General features: G+C 64.9%; 13 protein-coding genes and 1 rRNA gene. 8 read left to right on the forward strand and 6 right to left on the reverse strand.

The features are described 5' to 3' along the window. A 5S ribosomal RNA gene (gene rrf / locus DFR67_RS21635) occupies nt 1-88 on the forward strand; the annotation flags it as partial. A gap of 96 nt (nt 89-184) precedes the next feature. Beyond that, a complete protein-coding gene (gene glsA / locus DFR67_RS21640) occupies nt 185-1,579 on the forward strand; it encodes a glutaminase A (RefSeq protein ID WP_110471686.1) in 1,395 nt (464 codons plus the stop codon). On the opposite strand, the gene DFR67_RS21645 is transcribed toward glsA, so the two are convergent. Further along, entirely contained in the window at nt 1,576-2,121 is a 546-nt protein-coding gene (locus tag DFR67_RS21645; protein ID WP_110471574.1) for an NUDIX domain-containing protein, read from the reverse strand. The two genes, glsA and DFR67_RS21645, sit on opposite strands and share 4 nt — an antisense overlap. 69 nt (nt 2,122-2,190) lie before the next feature. Between DFR67_RS21645 and nucS the strand changes: the two genes are divergently transcribed. Beyond that, on the forward strand, nt 2,191-2,871 hold the full coding sequence (gene nucS, locus DFR67_RS21650; protein ID WP_110471687.1) for an endonuclease NucS: 681 nt from the start codon (nt 2,191-2,193) through the stop codon (nt 2,869-2,871). An 18-nt stretch (nt 2,872-2,889) separates the two neighbouring features. Further along, the gene (locus DFR67_RS21655; protein WP_110471575.1) at nt 2,890-3,132 is read left to right on the forward strand and encodes a hypothetical protein; all 243 of its coding nucleotides are present in this window, start codon (nt 2,890-2,892) and stop codon (nt 3,130-3,132) included. Here the strand turns inward: DFR67_RS21655 and DFR67_RS21660 are convergent. Both DFR67_RS21660 and mce read right to left on the reverse strand, forming a co-directional pair. Continuing rightward, the gene (locus tag DFR67_RS21660) at nt 3,113-4,171 is read right to left on the reverse strand and encodes a coiled-coil domain-containing protein (protein WP_110471576.1); all 1,059 of its coding nucleotides are present in this window, start codon (nt 4,169-4,171) and stop codon (nt 3,113-3,115) included. The two genes, DFR67_RS21655 and DFR67_RS21660, sit on opposite strands and share 20 nt — an antisense overlap. Before the next feature lie 101 nt (nt 4,172-4,272). Then, a complete protein-coding gene (gene mce, locus DFR67_RS21665) occupies nt 4,273-4,755 on the reverse strand; it encodes a methylmalonyl-CoA epimerase (protein ID WP_110471577.1) in 483 nt (160 codons plus the stop codon). A 113-nt stretch (nt 4,756-4,868) separates the two neighbouring features. On the opposite strand from mce, the gene DFR67_RS21670 reads away from it, so the two are divergent. The 4 genes from DFR67_RS21670 to DFR67_RS21685 all read left to right on the forward strand — a co-directional run bounded on the left by DFR67_RS21670 (nt 4,869) and on the right by DFR67_RS21685 (nt 8,679). Continuing rightward, nucleotides 4,869-6,056 carry an acetyl-CoA C-acetyltransferase gene (locus DFR67_RS21670; protein ID WP_110471578.1) on the forward strand — a complete coding sequence of 396 codons (1,188 nt, stop codon included), beginning with the start codon at nt 4,869-4,871 and terminating at the stop codon, nt 6,054-6,056. Continuing rightward, entirely contained in the window at nt 6,053-6,406 is a 354-nt protein-coding gene (locus tag DFR67_RS21675) for a DUF3817 domain-containing protein (RefSeq protein WP_110471579.1), read from the forward strand. Before DFR67_RS21670 ends, DFR67_RS21675 begins: the two co-directional genes overlap by 4 nt. 38 nt (nt 6,407-6,444) lie before the next feature. Next, nucleotides 6,445-7,665 (forward strand): MFS transporter, encoded by a 1,221-nt coding sequence (locus DFR67_RS21680; protein WP_110471580.1) that lies wholly within the window; start codon nt 6,445-6,447, stop codon nt 7,663-7,665. Nucleotides 7,666-7,761: 96 nt separating this feature from the next. Beyond that, nucleotides 7,762-8,679, forward strand: a complete 918-nt coding sequence (locus DFR67_RS21685) for a tetratricopeptide repeat protein (protein WP_110471581.1) — start codon at nt 7,762-7,764, stop codon at nt 8,677-8,679. 36 nt (nt 8,680-8,715) lie between these two features. Here the strand turns inward: DFR67_RS21685 and DFR67_RS21690 are convergent, their stop codons facing one another. From DFR67_RS21690 to DFR67_RS21700, 3 genes are read right to left on the reverse strand one after another with little or no spacing between them, the layout of a single operon-like run. After that, nucleotides 8,716-10,161 (reverse strand): neutral zinc metallopeptidase, encoded by a 1,446-nt coding sequence (locus tag DFR67_RS21690; protein ID WP_146240498.1) that lies wholly within the window; start codon nt 10,159-10,161, stop codon nt 8,716-8,718. Between the two features lie 18 nt (nt 10,162-10,179). Next, the gene (gene glgB, locus DFR67_RS21695; protein ID WP_110471583.1) at nt 10,180-12,396 is read right to left on the reverse strand and encodes a 1,4-alpha-glucan branching protein GlgB; all 2,217 of its coding nucleotides are present in this window, start codon (nt 12,394-12,396) and stop codon (nt 10,180-10,182) included. Further along, nucleotides 12,393-14,399 carry a maltotransferase domain-containing protein gene (locus DFR67_RS21700; RefSeq protein WP_110471688.1) on the reverse strand — a complete coding sequence of 669 codons (2,007 nt, stop codon included), beginning with the start codon at nt 14,397-14,399 and terminating at the stop codon, nt 12,393-12,395. The genes glgB and DFR67_RS21700 overlap by 4 nt, the downstream gene beginning before the upstream one ends. Between the last annotated feature and the right edge of the window lie 28 nt (nt 14,400-14,427).

Genomic DNA, 14,427 nt, shown 5'->3' on the forward strand with positions numbered 1-14,427 from the left:
CGGTCCCATTCCGAACCCGGAAGCTAAGCCCACCAGCGCCAATGGTACTGCACCCTAATCAGTGTGGGAGAGTAGGACACCGCCGAACACAATTTCCATTGAAGGCCCCTCATTCGTGAGGGGCCTTCAATGCGTTGTAGGCCAGATGTGCCTCGAGGTCGAGCGTGCAGTGTTAGATGAACGCATGTCATCCCTCGTTGCCGGTCCTTCACTGGTGGAGTCTTACCTGGAGCACATACGCAATACCTGCCTGGTCGGTACTGACGGCGATCTCGCTGACTACATCCCGGAACTCGCGCGGGTGGACCCGACGAAGTTCGGGCTGTCTCTTGCTCTGCACGACGGGTATGTGTACTCGATCGCCGACGCCGATATCGGGTTCACGATCCAGTCGGTATCGAAGCCGTTGACCTACGCGCTCGCGTTGACACACAAGGGATTCGATCAGGTAGACGATCGGATCGGTGTGGAGCCGTCCGGCGAGGCGTTCAACGAGATCAGCGTGGACAGCAAGCGCCGCCCCCGCAATCCCATGATCAACGCCGGCGCGATCCTGTCGGCGTCGATGCTGTTGGAGGTCGAGCCCGATGTGGATCTGGCGTTCGCGGAATTGCTCGAGTTCTACTCCGCGTGCGCAGGTCGGCAGCTCGCTCTCGACTCAGAGGTTTACGAGTCCGAGATGCGCAGTGGCGCCCGCAATCGCGCCATCGCCTACATGCTCCAGAGCTTCGGCGTCCTGCACGCCTCTGTGGAAGCCTCGATCGACCTGTATTTCCGGCAGTGTTCGCTGGTGGTGACGACAGACGACCTCGCCGTGATCGGCGGAACGCTCGCCAACGGTGGCGTCAATCCGCGGACCGGCCGACGGGCGGTCGGGCAGGCCGTTGTGCAGCGGGTGTTGAGCGTGATGACCACCTGCGGTATGTACGACGGGGCGGGCGACTGGGTCACCACCGTGGGACTGCCGGCGAAGAGCGGGGTCGGGGGTGGGATCATGGCTGTGCTTCCCGGCCAGCTCGGTATCGGTGTGTACTCGCCCTTGCTCGACGAACATGGGAACAGCGTTCGAGGTGTGGCCGCATGTAAGCGGCTGTCGGCCGATCTCGGATTGCACATGTTCAACGTCGCCAGGGAGAGCCGGGTGACCGTGAGGTCGTTCCACACCGCCGCTGAACTCGATATCGACACCGACCGTACCGACGCCGAACGCCGATACCTACGTGGAAAACGGGACCGGATCAGGATCTTCGAATTGCAGGGCGACCTCACCTTCTCCGGTACCGAGAGTGTGTTGCGGCGTTTGCGTGCCACCGCAAAGGAGTTCGAGGTCGCAATCTTGGACATGACACGGGTAGACCATGTCGATCAGGTGTCGCGGTCGATGTTCGTCGGTGCCAGTCGCAACCTGAAAGGTGTCCAGCGGAGCGCGGTCATCGTGGATCCGGACGGTGTCGTCGTTCGCCGCAGTGCCCATCGCACTGAACCAGGGCCAGGTATCGAGTTTGTGGTGACCACCATGGCCGAGGCGGTGGCCCGTGCGGAGGACTTCCTGCTCAAGCTGGCAGTGGAAGGGTCCTAACGAAGTGTCGAGTCGAACGCCGACAGCAAGGTGAGTGCCGCGAGGGTCTGAGCATCGCAGATCTGCCCGGATGCAACTGCTGCCCACACGTCTGCGACCGGCCACCACCGAGCGTCCATGTCCTGTTCCTCGTGTTCGCGCGCGGGAGGACCCGGTGAGAGCCTCTCGGCCAGGAACACTGCCTGCCGTTGGCTGCTGAAACCCGGTGCCACATCCACGGATCCGATCTGGATCAGCGCTTCGGCACGCAATCCGGTCTCTTCTGCGAGCTCCCTCACAGCAAGCTCTTGCGGAGGCAGACTCTGTCGGTCAGGCGCGGTGCCTGCAGGGAATTCCCAACGGCGGGCACCGACCGCGTACCGGAACTGTTCGACGAGGTACAGCCGCCCATCATCGCGTGGGATGACGATCACGCCGGCCGGCTTGTCGATGACGCTGTAGATGCCCGGGCTGCCGTCGGCCCGCACGATCTCGTCCTCCCGCAGAGACAGCCACGGATTGGCGTAGATATCGGTTGAGGACACTCGCTTGATCGACACCACACCAGAATATGGCGCTTGCTCGGCACGGGAGCCGCAGGAGTCCGCCGCCACGGGCCTAAGGTGGACGGCGTGCGTCTAGTCATTGCCGAGTGCCAAGTCGATTACGTGGGGCGGCTCACGGCCCACCTCCCCAGGGCCCGTCGACTCCTGTTGATCAAGTCCGACGGTTCGGTGAGTGTGCACGCCGACGATCGTGCCTACAAGCCACTGAACTGGATGAGCCCTCCGTGCTGGCTGGTCGAGACCGAACCGGAAAACCCTGACTCTCCTCAACTATGGATCGTCACGAACAAAGCGGGTGAAGAACTCCAGATCACGATCTTCGGTGTGGAACACGACTCGAGCCATGAACTCGGCCTCGATCCGGGACTGATCAAAGACGGCGTGGAAGCACATCTGCAGGAATTGCTCGCCGAGCATGTCGAGACACTCGGTAGCGGCTACTCATTGGTCAGACGTGAATACATGACCGCCATCGGGCCGGTGGATCTGCTGTGCCGTGATGCCGACGGCGTTTCGGTCGCCGTCGAGATCAAACGTCGCGGAGAGATCGACGGTGTCGAGCAGTTGACCCGGTACCTCGAACTGATGAACCGCGACCCGCTGCTTGCGCCGGTGCAGGGTGTGTTCGCCGCCCAGCAGATCAAGCCCCAGGCGAAAACGCTGGCCAAGGATCGAGGGATCCGCTGTGTGACACTCGATTACGACAAGCTCCGGGGAACCGAGAGCACCGAGTTCAAGCTCTTCTGAAGCCGAGGCGGAACATCAGTGGAGATCATCGAGTCGGGACCGGACGGGTATGACCACTATGTCCGTCCGATCAGCGGCCAGCGCGCGGTCAAAGAATATCGGTGCCCCGGCTGCAATCAGGTGATCTTCGCCCATACGCCGCACGTCGTCGTGTGGCCGGCAGACGACTACGGTGGCGGCAGCCTGGTCGCCGAACGCAGACATTGGCACACCGGCTGCTGGCGCCGCCGGAGGAACGTCGCTAACGGTAAGAGGCGCTGATCTCTTCTGCGGCGTCGTCCACGTCGTCCACGTCGTCCACGTCGTCGGCTTCGGCCTCTGCGGTGCTCGCCTCCGCCGAGTCCTCAGCGCCCGTGTCAGAACTCTCCGAGGTCGCCTGCGACCTCGACTTGTGAAGCAGCGCGTTGTCGGACAGTTCCTTGTTCAAGAGCCCGGTGGTGTCGGGATCGAGTAGGTCCGGCTCGGATTCGGCTTCGGCGAGCAATTGCGGGACCTCGTCGAGTTGACTGCGGATCTCGCTGAGTTGAGCCAACATCCGACTCCGCAGAACCCGAATCTGCTCGGTGACCTCCTGCGCGCGAGTGACCCGCTCGGTGGCCGCCGACGCCGCGCGCTGCCGCGTGCTCTCCGCCTCCGCGCGTGCGGTGTCTAGACGCTCTTTGGCCTCTGCCTTGCTGCTGCGGTCGAGTTCCTTCGCCTGCTCGAGCGCCTCGGAGCGCCTGGCGGCCATCGTCAGGTCGAAATCTTCCTGAATCCGCTCACGATTGCTCTGTGCGCGGGCATCGAGTTCCTCGGCCTGCGCGGTGGCCTCGGCGATGATGCGCTGGGCCTCGGCATGGGCGGCGCTCATGGTGGCCTCGTGCTCCGCTTCCATCGCCTCACGTCGACGCGTCATCTCCTCGCGCTGGCGGGCGATCTCGTCGCGGTGCTCCTGCGCCTCTTGGCGAGCGATCGAAAGAGTCTCCGCAGCCTCGGCCTCCGAACGGGCACGGATCTCGGAAGCCTCATCGGAGGCCAACCGGAGCATGCTCGATACCCGCTCGCTCATGCCCTGCACCGTGGTCGGTGGGACGGAGAGCTTGTTGACCTCTCGGCGCAGATCGTCGATCTCGTCGCGCGCGATCTCGAGATTGTCCGCGAGCTCACGTGCATTCGCAGTCGCGGCATCCCGATCTGCCGCGATCACCCGCATCTCGGCATCGAAACGACGGAAGAAGTCGTTGACCTGATCACGGTCGTACCCGCGCATGACGGTGGCAAAAGGCAAGCCGGAAGCGGAAGTGGCCTCGTGGTTTGGCATGGTCGCGATTTTACGCTGCCGAAACCCCCACACCTGCCACGACGGCCCGCCCGGCGCCGAGGAGTTACCGTGCTGCAACCATCACGTCGGGCGAGTCCGGGTCAGTGGGGATCGGCGGCAGGCTCCACCAGTTCGAGCAGAACGCCGCCCGCGTCTTTGGGGTGGATGAAGTTGATGCGAGAGTTCGCGGTGCCGCGGCGAGGGGCGTCGTAGAGCACTCGGATGCCGTTCGCGACCAGACGGCGGGTCACTTCCTCGACGTCGGTGACGCGCACCGCCATCTGCTGCAGACCCGGGCCGTTGCGATCGATGAACTTCGCGATGGTGGAGGTCTCGTCGATGGGGGACAGCAACTGGATCAGCGCATGTGACTTCTCGGCGCCCTCTGGGCCGACCATGGCCTCCACGACGCCCTGGGCCTCATTGGTCTCCTGGTGCAGGGTGACCAGGCCAAGGTTCTCGAGGTACCAGGCCTTTGCCGCGTCGAGGTCCGGGACGGCGATGCCCACGTGATCGATCGCGGTGACCAGATCGCCGATGGCGCTCAGCGTCGCTGACTGGGGGTTCTGTTCAGAGGCACTCATGGTCTAAAGGTAGCGTTGGGGGAGGCCATTACACCATTCAGCCACTGGCCGGGACGCTTTTGCTCCCGGTTGCCGGAGAACTCCGGCGGTATTGTCAAGAGAGGTCAGAAGAGATGTCGACGTCGGTAATCGTGTCGGGAGCGCGCACCCCCATCGGGAGATTGATGGGTTCGCTCAAGGATTTCAGCGCTGTGGACCTGGGCGCGATCGCCATTCGCGGCGCACTCGAGAAGGGTAACGTTCCCGCCTCTGAGGTCGAGTACGTGATCATGGGCCAGGTGCTGGGTGCCGGTGCCGGGCAGATGCCTGCGAAGCAGACTGCGGTCAAGGCCGGAATCGGCTGGGACGTACCGGCTCTGACCATCAACAAGATGTGCCTGTCCGGGATCGACGCGATCGCCCTGGCCGACCAGCTCATCCGGGCCGGCGAGTTCGAGTGTGTCGTCGCCGGTGGCCAGGAGTCGATGACGCAGGCGCCGCACATCCTTCCGGGCAGCCGCGGCGGCTTCAAGTACGGCAATACCGAGCTGGTCGACCACATGGCATATGACGGGCTGCACGATCCCTTCACCGACCAGGCCATGGGAGCTCTCACCGAGCAGCAGAACGACGTCGAGAAGTTCACCCGTGCGCAGCAGGACGAGTTCGCCGCCCAGTCGCATCAGCGTGCGGCCACCGCGTGGAAGAACGGCGTCTTCGCCGACGAGGTCGTGCCCGTGAGCATCCCGCAGCGCAAAGGTGATCCGATCGAGTTCACCGAGGACGAGGGCATCCGGGCCGACACCACCGCTGATTCGCTCGGGCGACTGCGCCCGGCGTTCCGCAAGGACGGGACGATCACAGCAGGCAACTCGTCACAGATCTCCGATGGCGCGGCCGCGGTCATCGTGATGAGCAAGAGCAAGGCCGAAGCCCTCGGACTCGAGTGGCTGGCCGAGATCGGACCCCACGGCGTCGTCGCCGGCCCCGACTCCACCCTTCAGCACCAGCCCGCCAACGCCATCCGCAAGGCGTGTGGTCGCGCGGGCATCGATCCCAAGGATCTTGATCTCCTGGAGATCAACGAGGCCTTCGCCGCAGTCGGTCTGTCGTCGGCCGCCGAGCTCGGCGTCGACGAGAGCAAGGTCAACGTGAACGGTGGCGCGATCGCAGTCGGACACCCGATCGGTGTGTCCGGAGCGCGGATCACGCTGCACCTCGCACTGGAACTGGCCAGGCGGGGCGGTGGCACGGGCGCTGCTGCGCTGTGTGGCGCCGGCGGACAGGGCGATGCCCTCGTCATCACGGTGCCCGCCAAGTGAGCGCGTCGGCAACAGCAGTGCTGTTTCGTATCGTCGCCATCGCCGAGGCCATCACCTGGCTGGCGCTCCTGATCGCCATGTTCTTCAAGTGGGTTCTGGGCCACGAGGAAGCAGTTGCCGTGCCGGGCATGGTGCACGGCATCGTGTTCGTCGTCTACCTCGTCGTGACCGTGTACACCGCGCTGCGGTTGCGGTGGAATGCCACCTCGACCAAACAGATGCTCACCATCACGGCAGTGGCGCTGGTCGCCAGCATCCCGCCGTTCGGCACCCTCGTATTCGAGTGGTGGGCGCAGCGCAACGGGCGCCTCACCGACGCGGGCAACACGTCGAAGGCTGCCATCTCCTGACAACATCCCCGGTCACCGCCACCCATCCGCACCCTCGGGTGCGGGTGGCGGTGTCGGGGATCTTTGCCCTCAACGGGCTGCTCGCTGCCATGTGGGTCGCTCACATCCCGGTCATCCAGTCGCGGACCGGCGTGGACCACGCCACCCTCGGTGGCCTGTTGCTGGTGCTCGGCGGGTCCGCGTTCATCGGTATGCAGGTGATGGGCCCGCTCACCGACAGATTCGGGTCTCGATTTCCGACCGTCATCAGTGCGATGGCTCTGTCCGGGGCCATCGTCCTGCCGGGACTGGCCACCGGGACAACGTCGTTGGCGGTCGCTCTGGTGGCCTTCGGCTTCTGCAACGGAGCTCTCGACGTCTGTATGAACTCGCAGGCGGTTCTCACCGAGCGCGCTTACGGCCGCCCGATCATGTCGTCTTTCCACGGATTTTTCTCGGTCGGGGGCCTTGTCGGGTCGGGAGTCGTGGCGGCCACGGTGGCGACCGACGTCCCCCTGCCCGCGACCCTGCTCGCCTGCTGTGTGCTCGGCGTCGGGACGGCGCTGCTGCTGGCACGGTCCCTGCTCGCAGGACGACCGGGTGATGGGCGGTCGCAGGCCCAGATCGTCGCGGATGGGCCAGAGCGCAAACCGTGGGGCCGTATCGCCCTGCTGGCGGCAGTGGCTTTCAGCGTGATGCTCGCCGAGGGCACCGCCTACGACTGGAGTGCTCTGCATCTTGTCGAGCGTTTCGATCAACCCGAGGCGATGGGCGCCGTCGCGTTCGGGGCCTTCAGCGCGACGATGGTGATCGCGAGATTCTCGGCCGACGCCGTGAGCGCCCGGCTGGGTCCGGTGGCCGTCGTTCGGGTGGGGTCACTGGTCGGATTTGCCGGAATCGCTCTGGTCATCTGCTCTCCGACACCGCTGCTCAGTGTCGCCGGCTGGGCGATCTTCGGTCTCGGCGTGGCCGGGGGAGTGCCGCAACTGTTCACTGCCGCAGGAAATCTCTCGACTCGATCGAGCGGTCAGACCATCTCGTTGGTCGTCGGATTCGGGTACGTCGGGATGTTGTCCGGACCGGCCGTCATCGGGCCCGTCAGCCACTGGTGGTCGCTGGGGTCTGCGCTGTGGCTCGCGGCGGCCGCAATGCTGTTCGCCGCGGTGGCCGCTCCCATCGTCCGGCCGCGCGGCGTCGACGAGGCTGCGCCCCTGTCAGGTGCTGTTGAAGGGTCGGCTGCCGGCGAAGTGTCAGCTTCTGGCGAACGCCCGCAGACCTGAGAACCAATCGCTTCGCCGTCGTGCCAAACTGGACTGGTGAGTAGACCGCAACAACGTAAACCCGTTCCCGCCGCCGCGGCCAGAGCAGCCGCCGCGATGTCCGGGGCAGTGGACCTTTCCGTGTTGAAGGAGCGTGCCGATGCGGGGCGCGCGCAGGCGAATCGACCTGCGGCACCCCCGGCCGGCCGCGCCCCTGCGCCGTCGTCAGGCGGCGCGTTCCCGTCGGTGTACGACGTCACCGAGGCCGACTTCGAAACCGACGTCGTCGCCCGTTCCGGTCAGGTGCTCGTCCTCGTCGACCTGTGGGCGACCTGGTGTGAGCCGTGCAAACAGCTCTCGCCGACCCTGGAAGCACTCGCGGCGCAGTCCGGCGGTAGCTGGGTGCTGGCGAAGGTGGACGTCGATGCGAACCCGCGGATCGCGCAGTTGTTCGGAGTGCAGTCCATCCCGACCGTGGTCGCGATCGTCGCCGGGCAACCGGTGTCGGCCTTCGCAGGGGTGCAACCCGCTGGACAGATCCAGGGTTGGATCGACGACATCCTCGCCAAGCACGGGGCGGAACTGACCGGCGCGCCGGCCGCCGAAGGCGCCGAGCCGGAACCGGAGCCCGAGGACCCGCGGATGGTCGCCGCGGAAAACAAGCTCAACGACGGTGACATCGATGGTGCGCTCGCCGACTACAAGGACATCGCCGCCGCCGAACCCGAGAACGTCGAGGCCGCTTCACTCGTCCGCAATCTCGAGTTCGTCGCGCGAGCCCAGAAGCACGACGCCGCGACCCTCACCGACGCTGCGCCCGACGACGTCGAGGCCCAGCTCGCGGCGGCCGATATCGAACTGCTCAACCAGCAGCCCGAAGCCGCGTTCGACCGCATCATCAAGGTGATCTCACGGACTGCGGGCGACGAACGCACCCAGGCCAGGACCAGACTCCTCGAGCTGTTCGAATTGTTCGATCCGGCCGAGACGTTCGTGGTCGCCGCGCGGCGCAAGCTGGCGACAGCGCTGTACTGAGCAGACGGGGCTGCGGTCGACAGCCGCATCAGCGCATCAGGGGTCGTAGCGCGAGCAACCGTTCTCGGTGTCGAAGTACCCGGCGGTGAAGGCATCGATCCGGGCGAACCCGGAGGGCAGTGAACGACCGGCGACATCGCTCGCCACCGCGCCGCTGACCAGAAGCCCGGACACCAGTTCGTCGAGATCGCCGCCTCGCAGGGTGAAGGTGCCGGAAGCGGCGGTGGATCGGGCCCAGCGGCCGGTGTCGCACGCCGCTCGCGCCGCGGTGACCGGCTGATCGATTGCCTGGCCCCGTGCGCTCTGCGCGGCGACCGAGTACCGGGACGCGACCAGTGAATAGGCGCTGAAGTCGCCGCCGATGAAACTCGGCAACCCTGCCGGCCCGTTCGTGCCGTTGGTGGCGATCAGCGCGAGCTCGTCCGGATCCATCGACACCGTGTTGGTGGTCGGGCAGAAGGCGACCGGGGCCTGCGCGACGACGGCCACATCGACGTCGGCGCACGAGATGCCGAGCGCCGTGCGGTCGACCACCGGCCGAACCGAGTCGGAGAGGCCGTAGAAATCCTCCACCGACGCCACCACCGAACTCAATCCCGCCTCACTGAACGGCGTGGCGTCGATCGACCCGGTGTTGTCGAATCGTGGTGGCATCAGGTCCCGCTTCTCGTCGACGTAGAGCTGACCGATCGCTCCGCAGACGGCTGCGCCAGAGCTGAACCCCGTCTTGAATGCATCGGCACGCTCGAAGGCGGTGCCGTGGTCGGATTGTCCGCGACGTCCGTCCCGCGCGGAGATGAGTGCCGCCACAGCACTGTTCAACCCGTCGCCGGTGTTGATCTCGAGATACTCGCCGTGTCCCTCGGCGAGCCAGCGGATGAAGGTGCCGGACAGGCAGTCGGCTTGTTGCTCGCTGACGATGGGAGAGGCGGATTTGTCGAAGCCACCGATCATCTGGATGTAGTGACCGTATTCGTGGGCGATCACGGTGACCGGCGCCATGGGGCCGAACTCCTCGAGCAGTGCGGGCATCAGCACCCCCCGGTCCCAGCCGATCTCGATGCGATCGGGACAGAACGCAGCGTTGACCTGACGAAAGGTGGACTGTCCGCAGAACGATTCCGAGAGTGTCTCGGACGTCTGCGCATCCCAGGAGACGAAGCGCAGACCCGTTTTGAAGCCCTGGCCGAAAGCTGGCTCGAAGGCCTGTTTCCAATAGGTGTCGAGGTCTGCGAGAGCGGCGGCCATGAGTGCGTCGATCTGGTCGCCCGTGCCGCCTCGGATGTCCAGATCGGGTCCGGTGGTGTCGGCGCGCAGCCCGTTGGGCCCGGTCGTGACCGGCAGACCGGCGACGGTGAAGGGATCGCTGAAGGCCGACACTGCGTCGCCGCTGACCTGTTCACGGCGCTCGTCGGCCGCACACGCCGTCAACGCCAGTAGGACGACGCCGAGCAGCGGCCCGATCACTGCCCGACCGGTCATGTTCATGTACGTCGGCCGTCAGGCCGGGGTGAGCCAGATGGCCCCGTTGGCCGGAAGGGTCAACCGGGCGCAGGCGGGACGACCGTGCCACTGTTCGTCCGCTGCGATCACCTGACCCAGGTTGCCTTCTCCACTACCGCTGTAGGCCGGTGCGTCGGTGTTGAGGATCTCTGTCCACGTGCCCGACTGTGGCAGTCCCACGCGATATTCGGTGCGGGTGGTGCCGGAGAAGTTGAACACGCACGCCACCACCGAACCATCGGAACCCCAGCGCAGGAAACTGATGATGTTGCCCGCAGTGTCGTTGGCGTCGATCCAGGAGTAACCGTTGGGCGTGATGTCCTGGCTGTACAGCGCGGGATGCGCCCGGTACACGCCGTTCAGATCGGTGACGAGGGACTGAACCCCGGAGTGCAGCTCACCTTCCCAGCCGTCGAGCTGATCCCACGACAAGCTGCGGTTCTCCGACCACTCCGGCGTCTGCGCGAACTCCTGGCCCATGAACAGCAACTGCTTACCGGGATGTGCCCACATATAGGCGAGCAGTGATCGGACACCTGCGGCCTTGGCCCGCGAGTCTCCCGGCATCCTGGACCACAATGTGCCCTTGCCGTGCACCACCTCATCGTGACTGATCGGCAGGACGAAGTTCTCGCTCCAGGCATACATCAGCGAGAAGGTGATCTCGTGGTGATGGAAGCTCCGGTGGATCTGGTCGCGCCCGAGATAGCCGAGAGTGTCGTGCATCCACCCCATGTTCCACTTCATGCTGAAACCGAGGCCGCCGAGATTGGTGGTGCGCGTGACGCCGGGCCACGATGTCGACTCTTCGGCAACGGTCACGACACCGGGGTGGTGCTTGTGCACGGTGGCATTCATCTCCTGGATGAATTGCACTGCCTCTAGGTTCTCGCGACCACCATAGATGTTGGGGGACCAGCCACCCTCGGGCCTCGAATAGTCGAGGTAGAGCATGGACGCAACAGCATCCACACGGAGGCCGTCGATGTGGAATTGATCGAACCAGTAGAGGGCGTTGGCGACCAAGAAGTTGCGGACCTCATTGCGACCGAAGTCGAATACGTAGGTGCCCCAGTCCAATTGCTCACCGCGCTGCGGGTCTCCGTGTTCGTAGAGCGGGGTGCCGTCGAACCGGGCCAACGCCCAGGCGTCCTTCGGGAAGTGAGCGGGAACCCAGTCGACGAGTACTCCGATCCCGAGGGAATGGAGGTGGTCGACGAAGTAGCGGAAGTCGTCGGGGCTTCCGAATCGTGAGGTCGGCGCGTAGTACGAGGTGACCTGATAGCCCCACGAGCCACCGAAGGGATGCTCCGACACCGGCAGCAACTCCACGTGTGTGAAGCCCAGCCGGGTGATGTAGTCGCCGAGCTGTTCGGCCAATTCTCGATAGTCCAGGCCCTGGCGCCACGAGCCGAGATGGACCTCGTAGACGCTCATCGGCTCGTCGGTGGCCACGACCTTCTCCCGGTCGGCGATCCACACCTCGTCTGTCCACTCGAACGACGTCTCCGGGATCACCGACGCGGTCGCCGGCGGGATCTCGGTGGCGCGTGCCATCGGGTCCGCCTTCTCGCGGACGATGCCGTCGTTGCCCGTGATGCGGAACTTGTAAGTGGTGCCGGGGCCCACGTCGGGAACGAAGACTTCCCACACGCCGCTCGATCCCAGTGAGCGCATCGGCGCAGTGTGCCCGCGCCAACCATCGAAGCTCCCGATGAGGGTGACGCCCTGGGCATTGGGCGCCCACACCGCAAAACTGGTGCCACCGACATCGCCGTCCGCAGTGGTGTAGACCCGCGCCTGCGGGCCGAGGATCTCCCACAGCCGTTCGTGGCGGCCCTCGGTGAACAGGTGGATGTCGAGCTCTCCGAGGCTGGGTAGGAAGCGATACCCGTCGGCGACGACGAATTCACGGTCGGCACCGCCGTCATCCGAGTTCGGATAGGTGACCCGGTAGCGGTAGTCGATGAGGTCGGTGATCGGCACTGCAACCACCCACAAGACCGAATCTTGTTGCGTGAGTGGGTACTCGACACCACCGATGATCGCGGTCACCGCGATTGCATCTGGTTTGAGGGTGCGCAGGACGGTGTGGTCGCCGACTGGATGGGCGCCGAGGACCCCGTGCGGATTGTGATGGGTGCCCGCGAGTAACCGCTCGAGGTCAGCTGCGGGCAGTAGTGCGTCGGGTACGGCGTCTGATGATGTGGTCATGAGGGAGTCCTGAACGCGAGGTTGCGGCGGGCGGCTTCGGGCATGGGAGGCAGGGCGACGATGTGGGCCACCGATCGCCAGGGTTCGAGTCTGACGAAGTTGGCCTGACCCCAGTGGAAGCTCTCGCCGCTGACTTCGTCCACGCCGCTGAAGCGGTCTTGCCAGTCGTATCCGATGGACGGCATGTCCAGCCAGAGCGTGGATTCTTCCGCACCGTACGGGTTGATGTTCACCACGACCACCACGGTATCCCCGGTCTTGGGGTCGAACTTGGAATACGCGATCAGCGCATCGTTGTCGAGGTGGTGGAACTTCAGGTAACGCAGCTGCTGTAGAGCGGGGTGTCGTCGGCGGATCTCGTTCAGTGACCGGATCCAGCCCTCGAGGGACTCACCTCTGCTCGAGGCGCCCTTGTAGTCGCGTGGACGCAGCTCGTACTTCTCGGAATCGAGATACTCCTCGCTGCCTTCCCGGACCGCGTGGTGCTCGTACAGTTCGTATCCGCTGTACACGCCCCACGTGGGTGACAGGGTCGCGGCCAGCGCCGCGCGGAGCGCGAACATCCCGGGACCGCCGTGCTGCAACGATTCGTGAAGGATGTCGGGCGTGTTCACGAACAGGTTGGGCCTGGCGATGTCGGCGTTGCCGGCAATCTCGTTGCCGAATTCGGTCAGCTCCCACTTGGCGGTACGCCAGGTGAAGTACGTGTAGGACTGGGTGAAACCGAGTTTGCCCAGACCGTACAGACGGGCCGGCCGGGTGAATGCCTCGGCCAGGAACAAAACGTCCGGATCACGTTTCTTGACCTCTACGATGAGCCACTCCCAGAAGTCCGGCGGCTTGGTGTGAGGGTTGTCGACCCGAAAGATCTTGACGCCCCGCGCGACCCAACCCAGGACCACCTTGAGCACTCCGCGGAAGATGCCGTTGCGGTCGTCGTCGAAATTGAGTGGGTAGATGTCCTGGTACTTCTTCGGCGGGTTCTCGGCGTACCGGATACTGCCGTCGGGTTCGGCGGTGAACCAATCCGGATGCTCGGTCGTCCACGGATGGTCGGGGGCGCACTGGAGGGCGAGATCGAGTGCGACCTCCATCCCGAGTTCTTCGGCTCGATGCCGGAAGTATTCGAAATCGTCGAACGTGCCCAGCCGTGGGTGGATCGCGTCGTGTCCACCGTCCTTGGATCCGATCGCCCACGGTGACCCGACGTCGTCGGGGTGCGCGGTCACCGAATTGTTGGGGCCTTTGCGGTTGACCTCGCCGATCGGATGGATCGGTGGGAGATACACGATGTCGAAGCCCATGTCCGCGATCCGCGGGAGGTCCTCGGCGGCGGTCAAGAAAGTGCCGTGGACCGGGTGTCCCTCGTTGTCCCATCCGCCGGTGGAGCGGGGGAAGAGTTCGTACCAGGATCCGAACAGGGCGCGGGTGCGGTCGACCCACACGCGGTGGGTCCGGCTCTTGGTGACGAGCTCGCGAACCGGATAGGTCGTGAGCAACTGCGCCACCTGCGCTGACAATGCGGGTCCGACACGGTCCGGCAGTGCCAGATGCGAGTCCCGCAACGCCGTGGACGCGCTCGTCAGCAAGTCGCGATCGGTGGGAGGTGTGAGCTCACGGACGCGATCGAGCAGTCTCGCACCTCGTTCGATGTCATTGGCGAGCTCTGCGCTTCCTTGTCCGGCCGCGAGTTTTTTGTCCATCGCATCGCGCCAGGTGCTGAAGGGATCGCTCCACGCGTCGATGCGATAGGACCAATAGCCCGTCGCGTCGGGACTGAAGAATGCGTTGAACGTGTCCGGTTCGGCTCCCGGCGACATTCGGATGTCCAAGGCACCCGCGCGGGTCGGGCCCTCGACATGCAGTGTGGCGGCCACCGCGTCGTGACCTTCGCGCCATACGGTTGCACTGACTGGAAAAGTTTCTCCGACAACCGCTTTCGCGGCGAATTGACCCGAAGAAACCACTGGGGCTATGTCATCGATCCCGATGCGCCCAATCACCTTGTCGGCCACCTCTCACAGTGTTGTT

The organism is Williamsia limnetica (assembly GCF_003217475.1).
Lineage (GTDB): Bacteria > Actinomycetota > Actinomycetes > Mycobacteriales > Mycobacteriaceae > Williamsia > Williamsia limnetica.

What these genes read in the sequence shown, in the direction of transcription:
- glsA (WP_110471686.1), top strand. Translation starts at nt 185, where the DNA reads ATGTCATCCCTCGTTGCCGGTCCTTCACTGGTGGAGTCTTACCTGGAG.
- DFR67_RS21660 (WP_110471576.1), bottom strand. Translation starts at nt 4,171, where the DNA reads ATGCCAAACCACGAGGCCACTTCCGCTTCCGGCTTGCCTTTTGCCACC.
- mce (WP_110471577.1), bottom strand. Translation starts at nt 4,755, where the DNA reads ATGAGTGCCTCTGAACAGAACCCCCAGTCAGCGACGCTGAGCGCCATC.
- DFR67_RS21670 (WP_110471578.1), top strand. Translation starts at nt 4,869, where the DNA reads ATGTCGACGTCGGTAATCGTGTCGGGAGCGCGCACCCCCATCGGGAGA.
- DFR67_RS21685 (WP_110471581.1), top strand. Translation starts at nt 7,762, where the DNA reads ATGTCCGGGGCAGTGGACCTTTCCGTGTTGAAGGAGCGTGCCGATGCG.
- DFR67_RS21690 (WP_146240498.1), bottom strand. Translation starts at nt 10,161, where the DNA reads ATGACCGGTCGGGCAGTGATCGGGCCGCTGCTCGGCGTCGTCCTACTG.
- glgB (WP_110471583.1), bottom strand. Translation starts at nt 12,396, where the DNA reads ATGACCACATCATCAGACGCCGTACCCGACGCACTACTGCCCGCAGCT.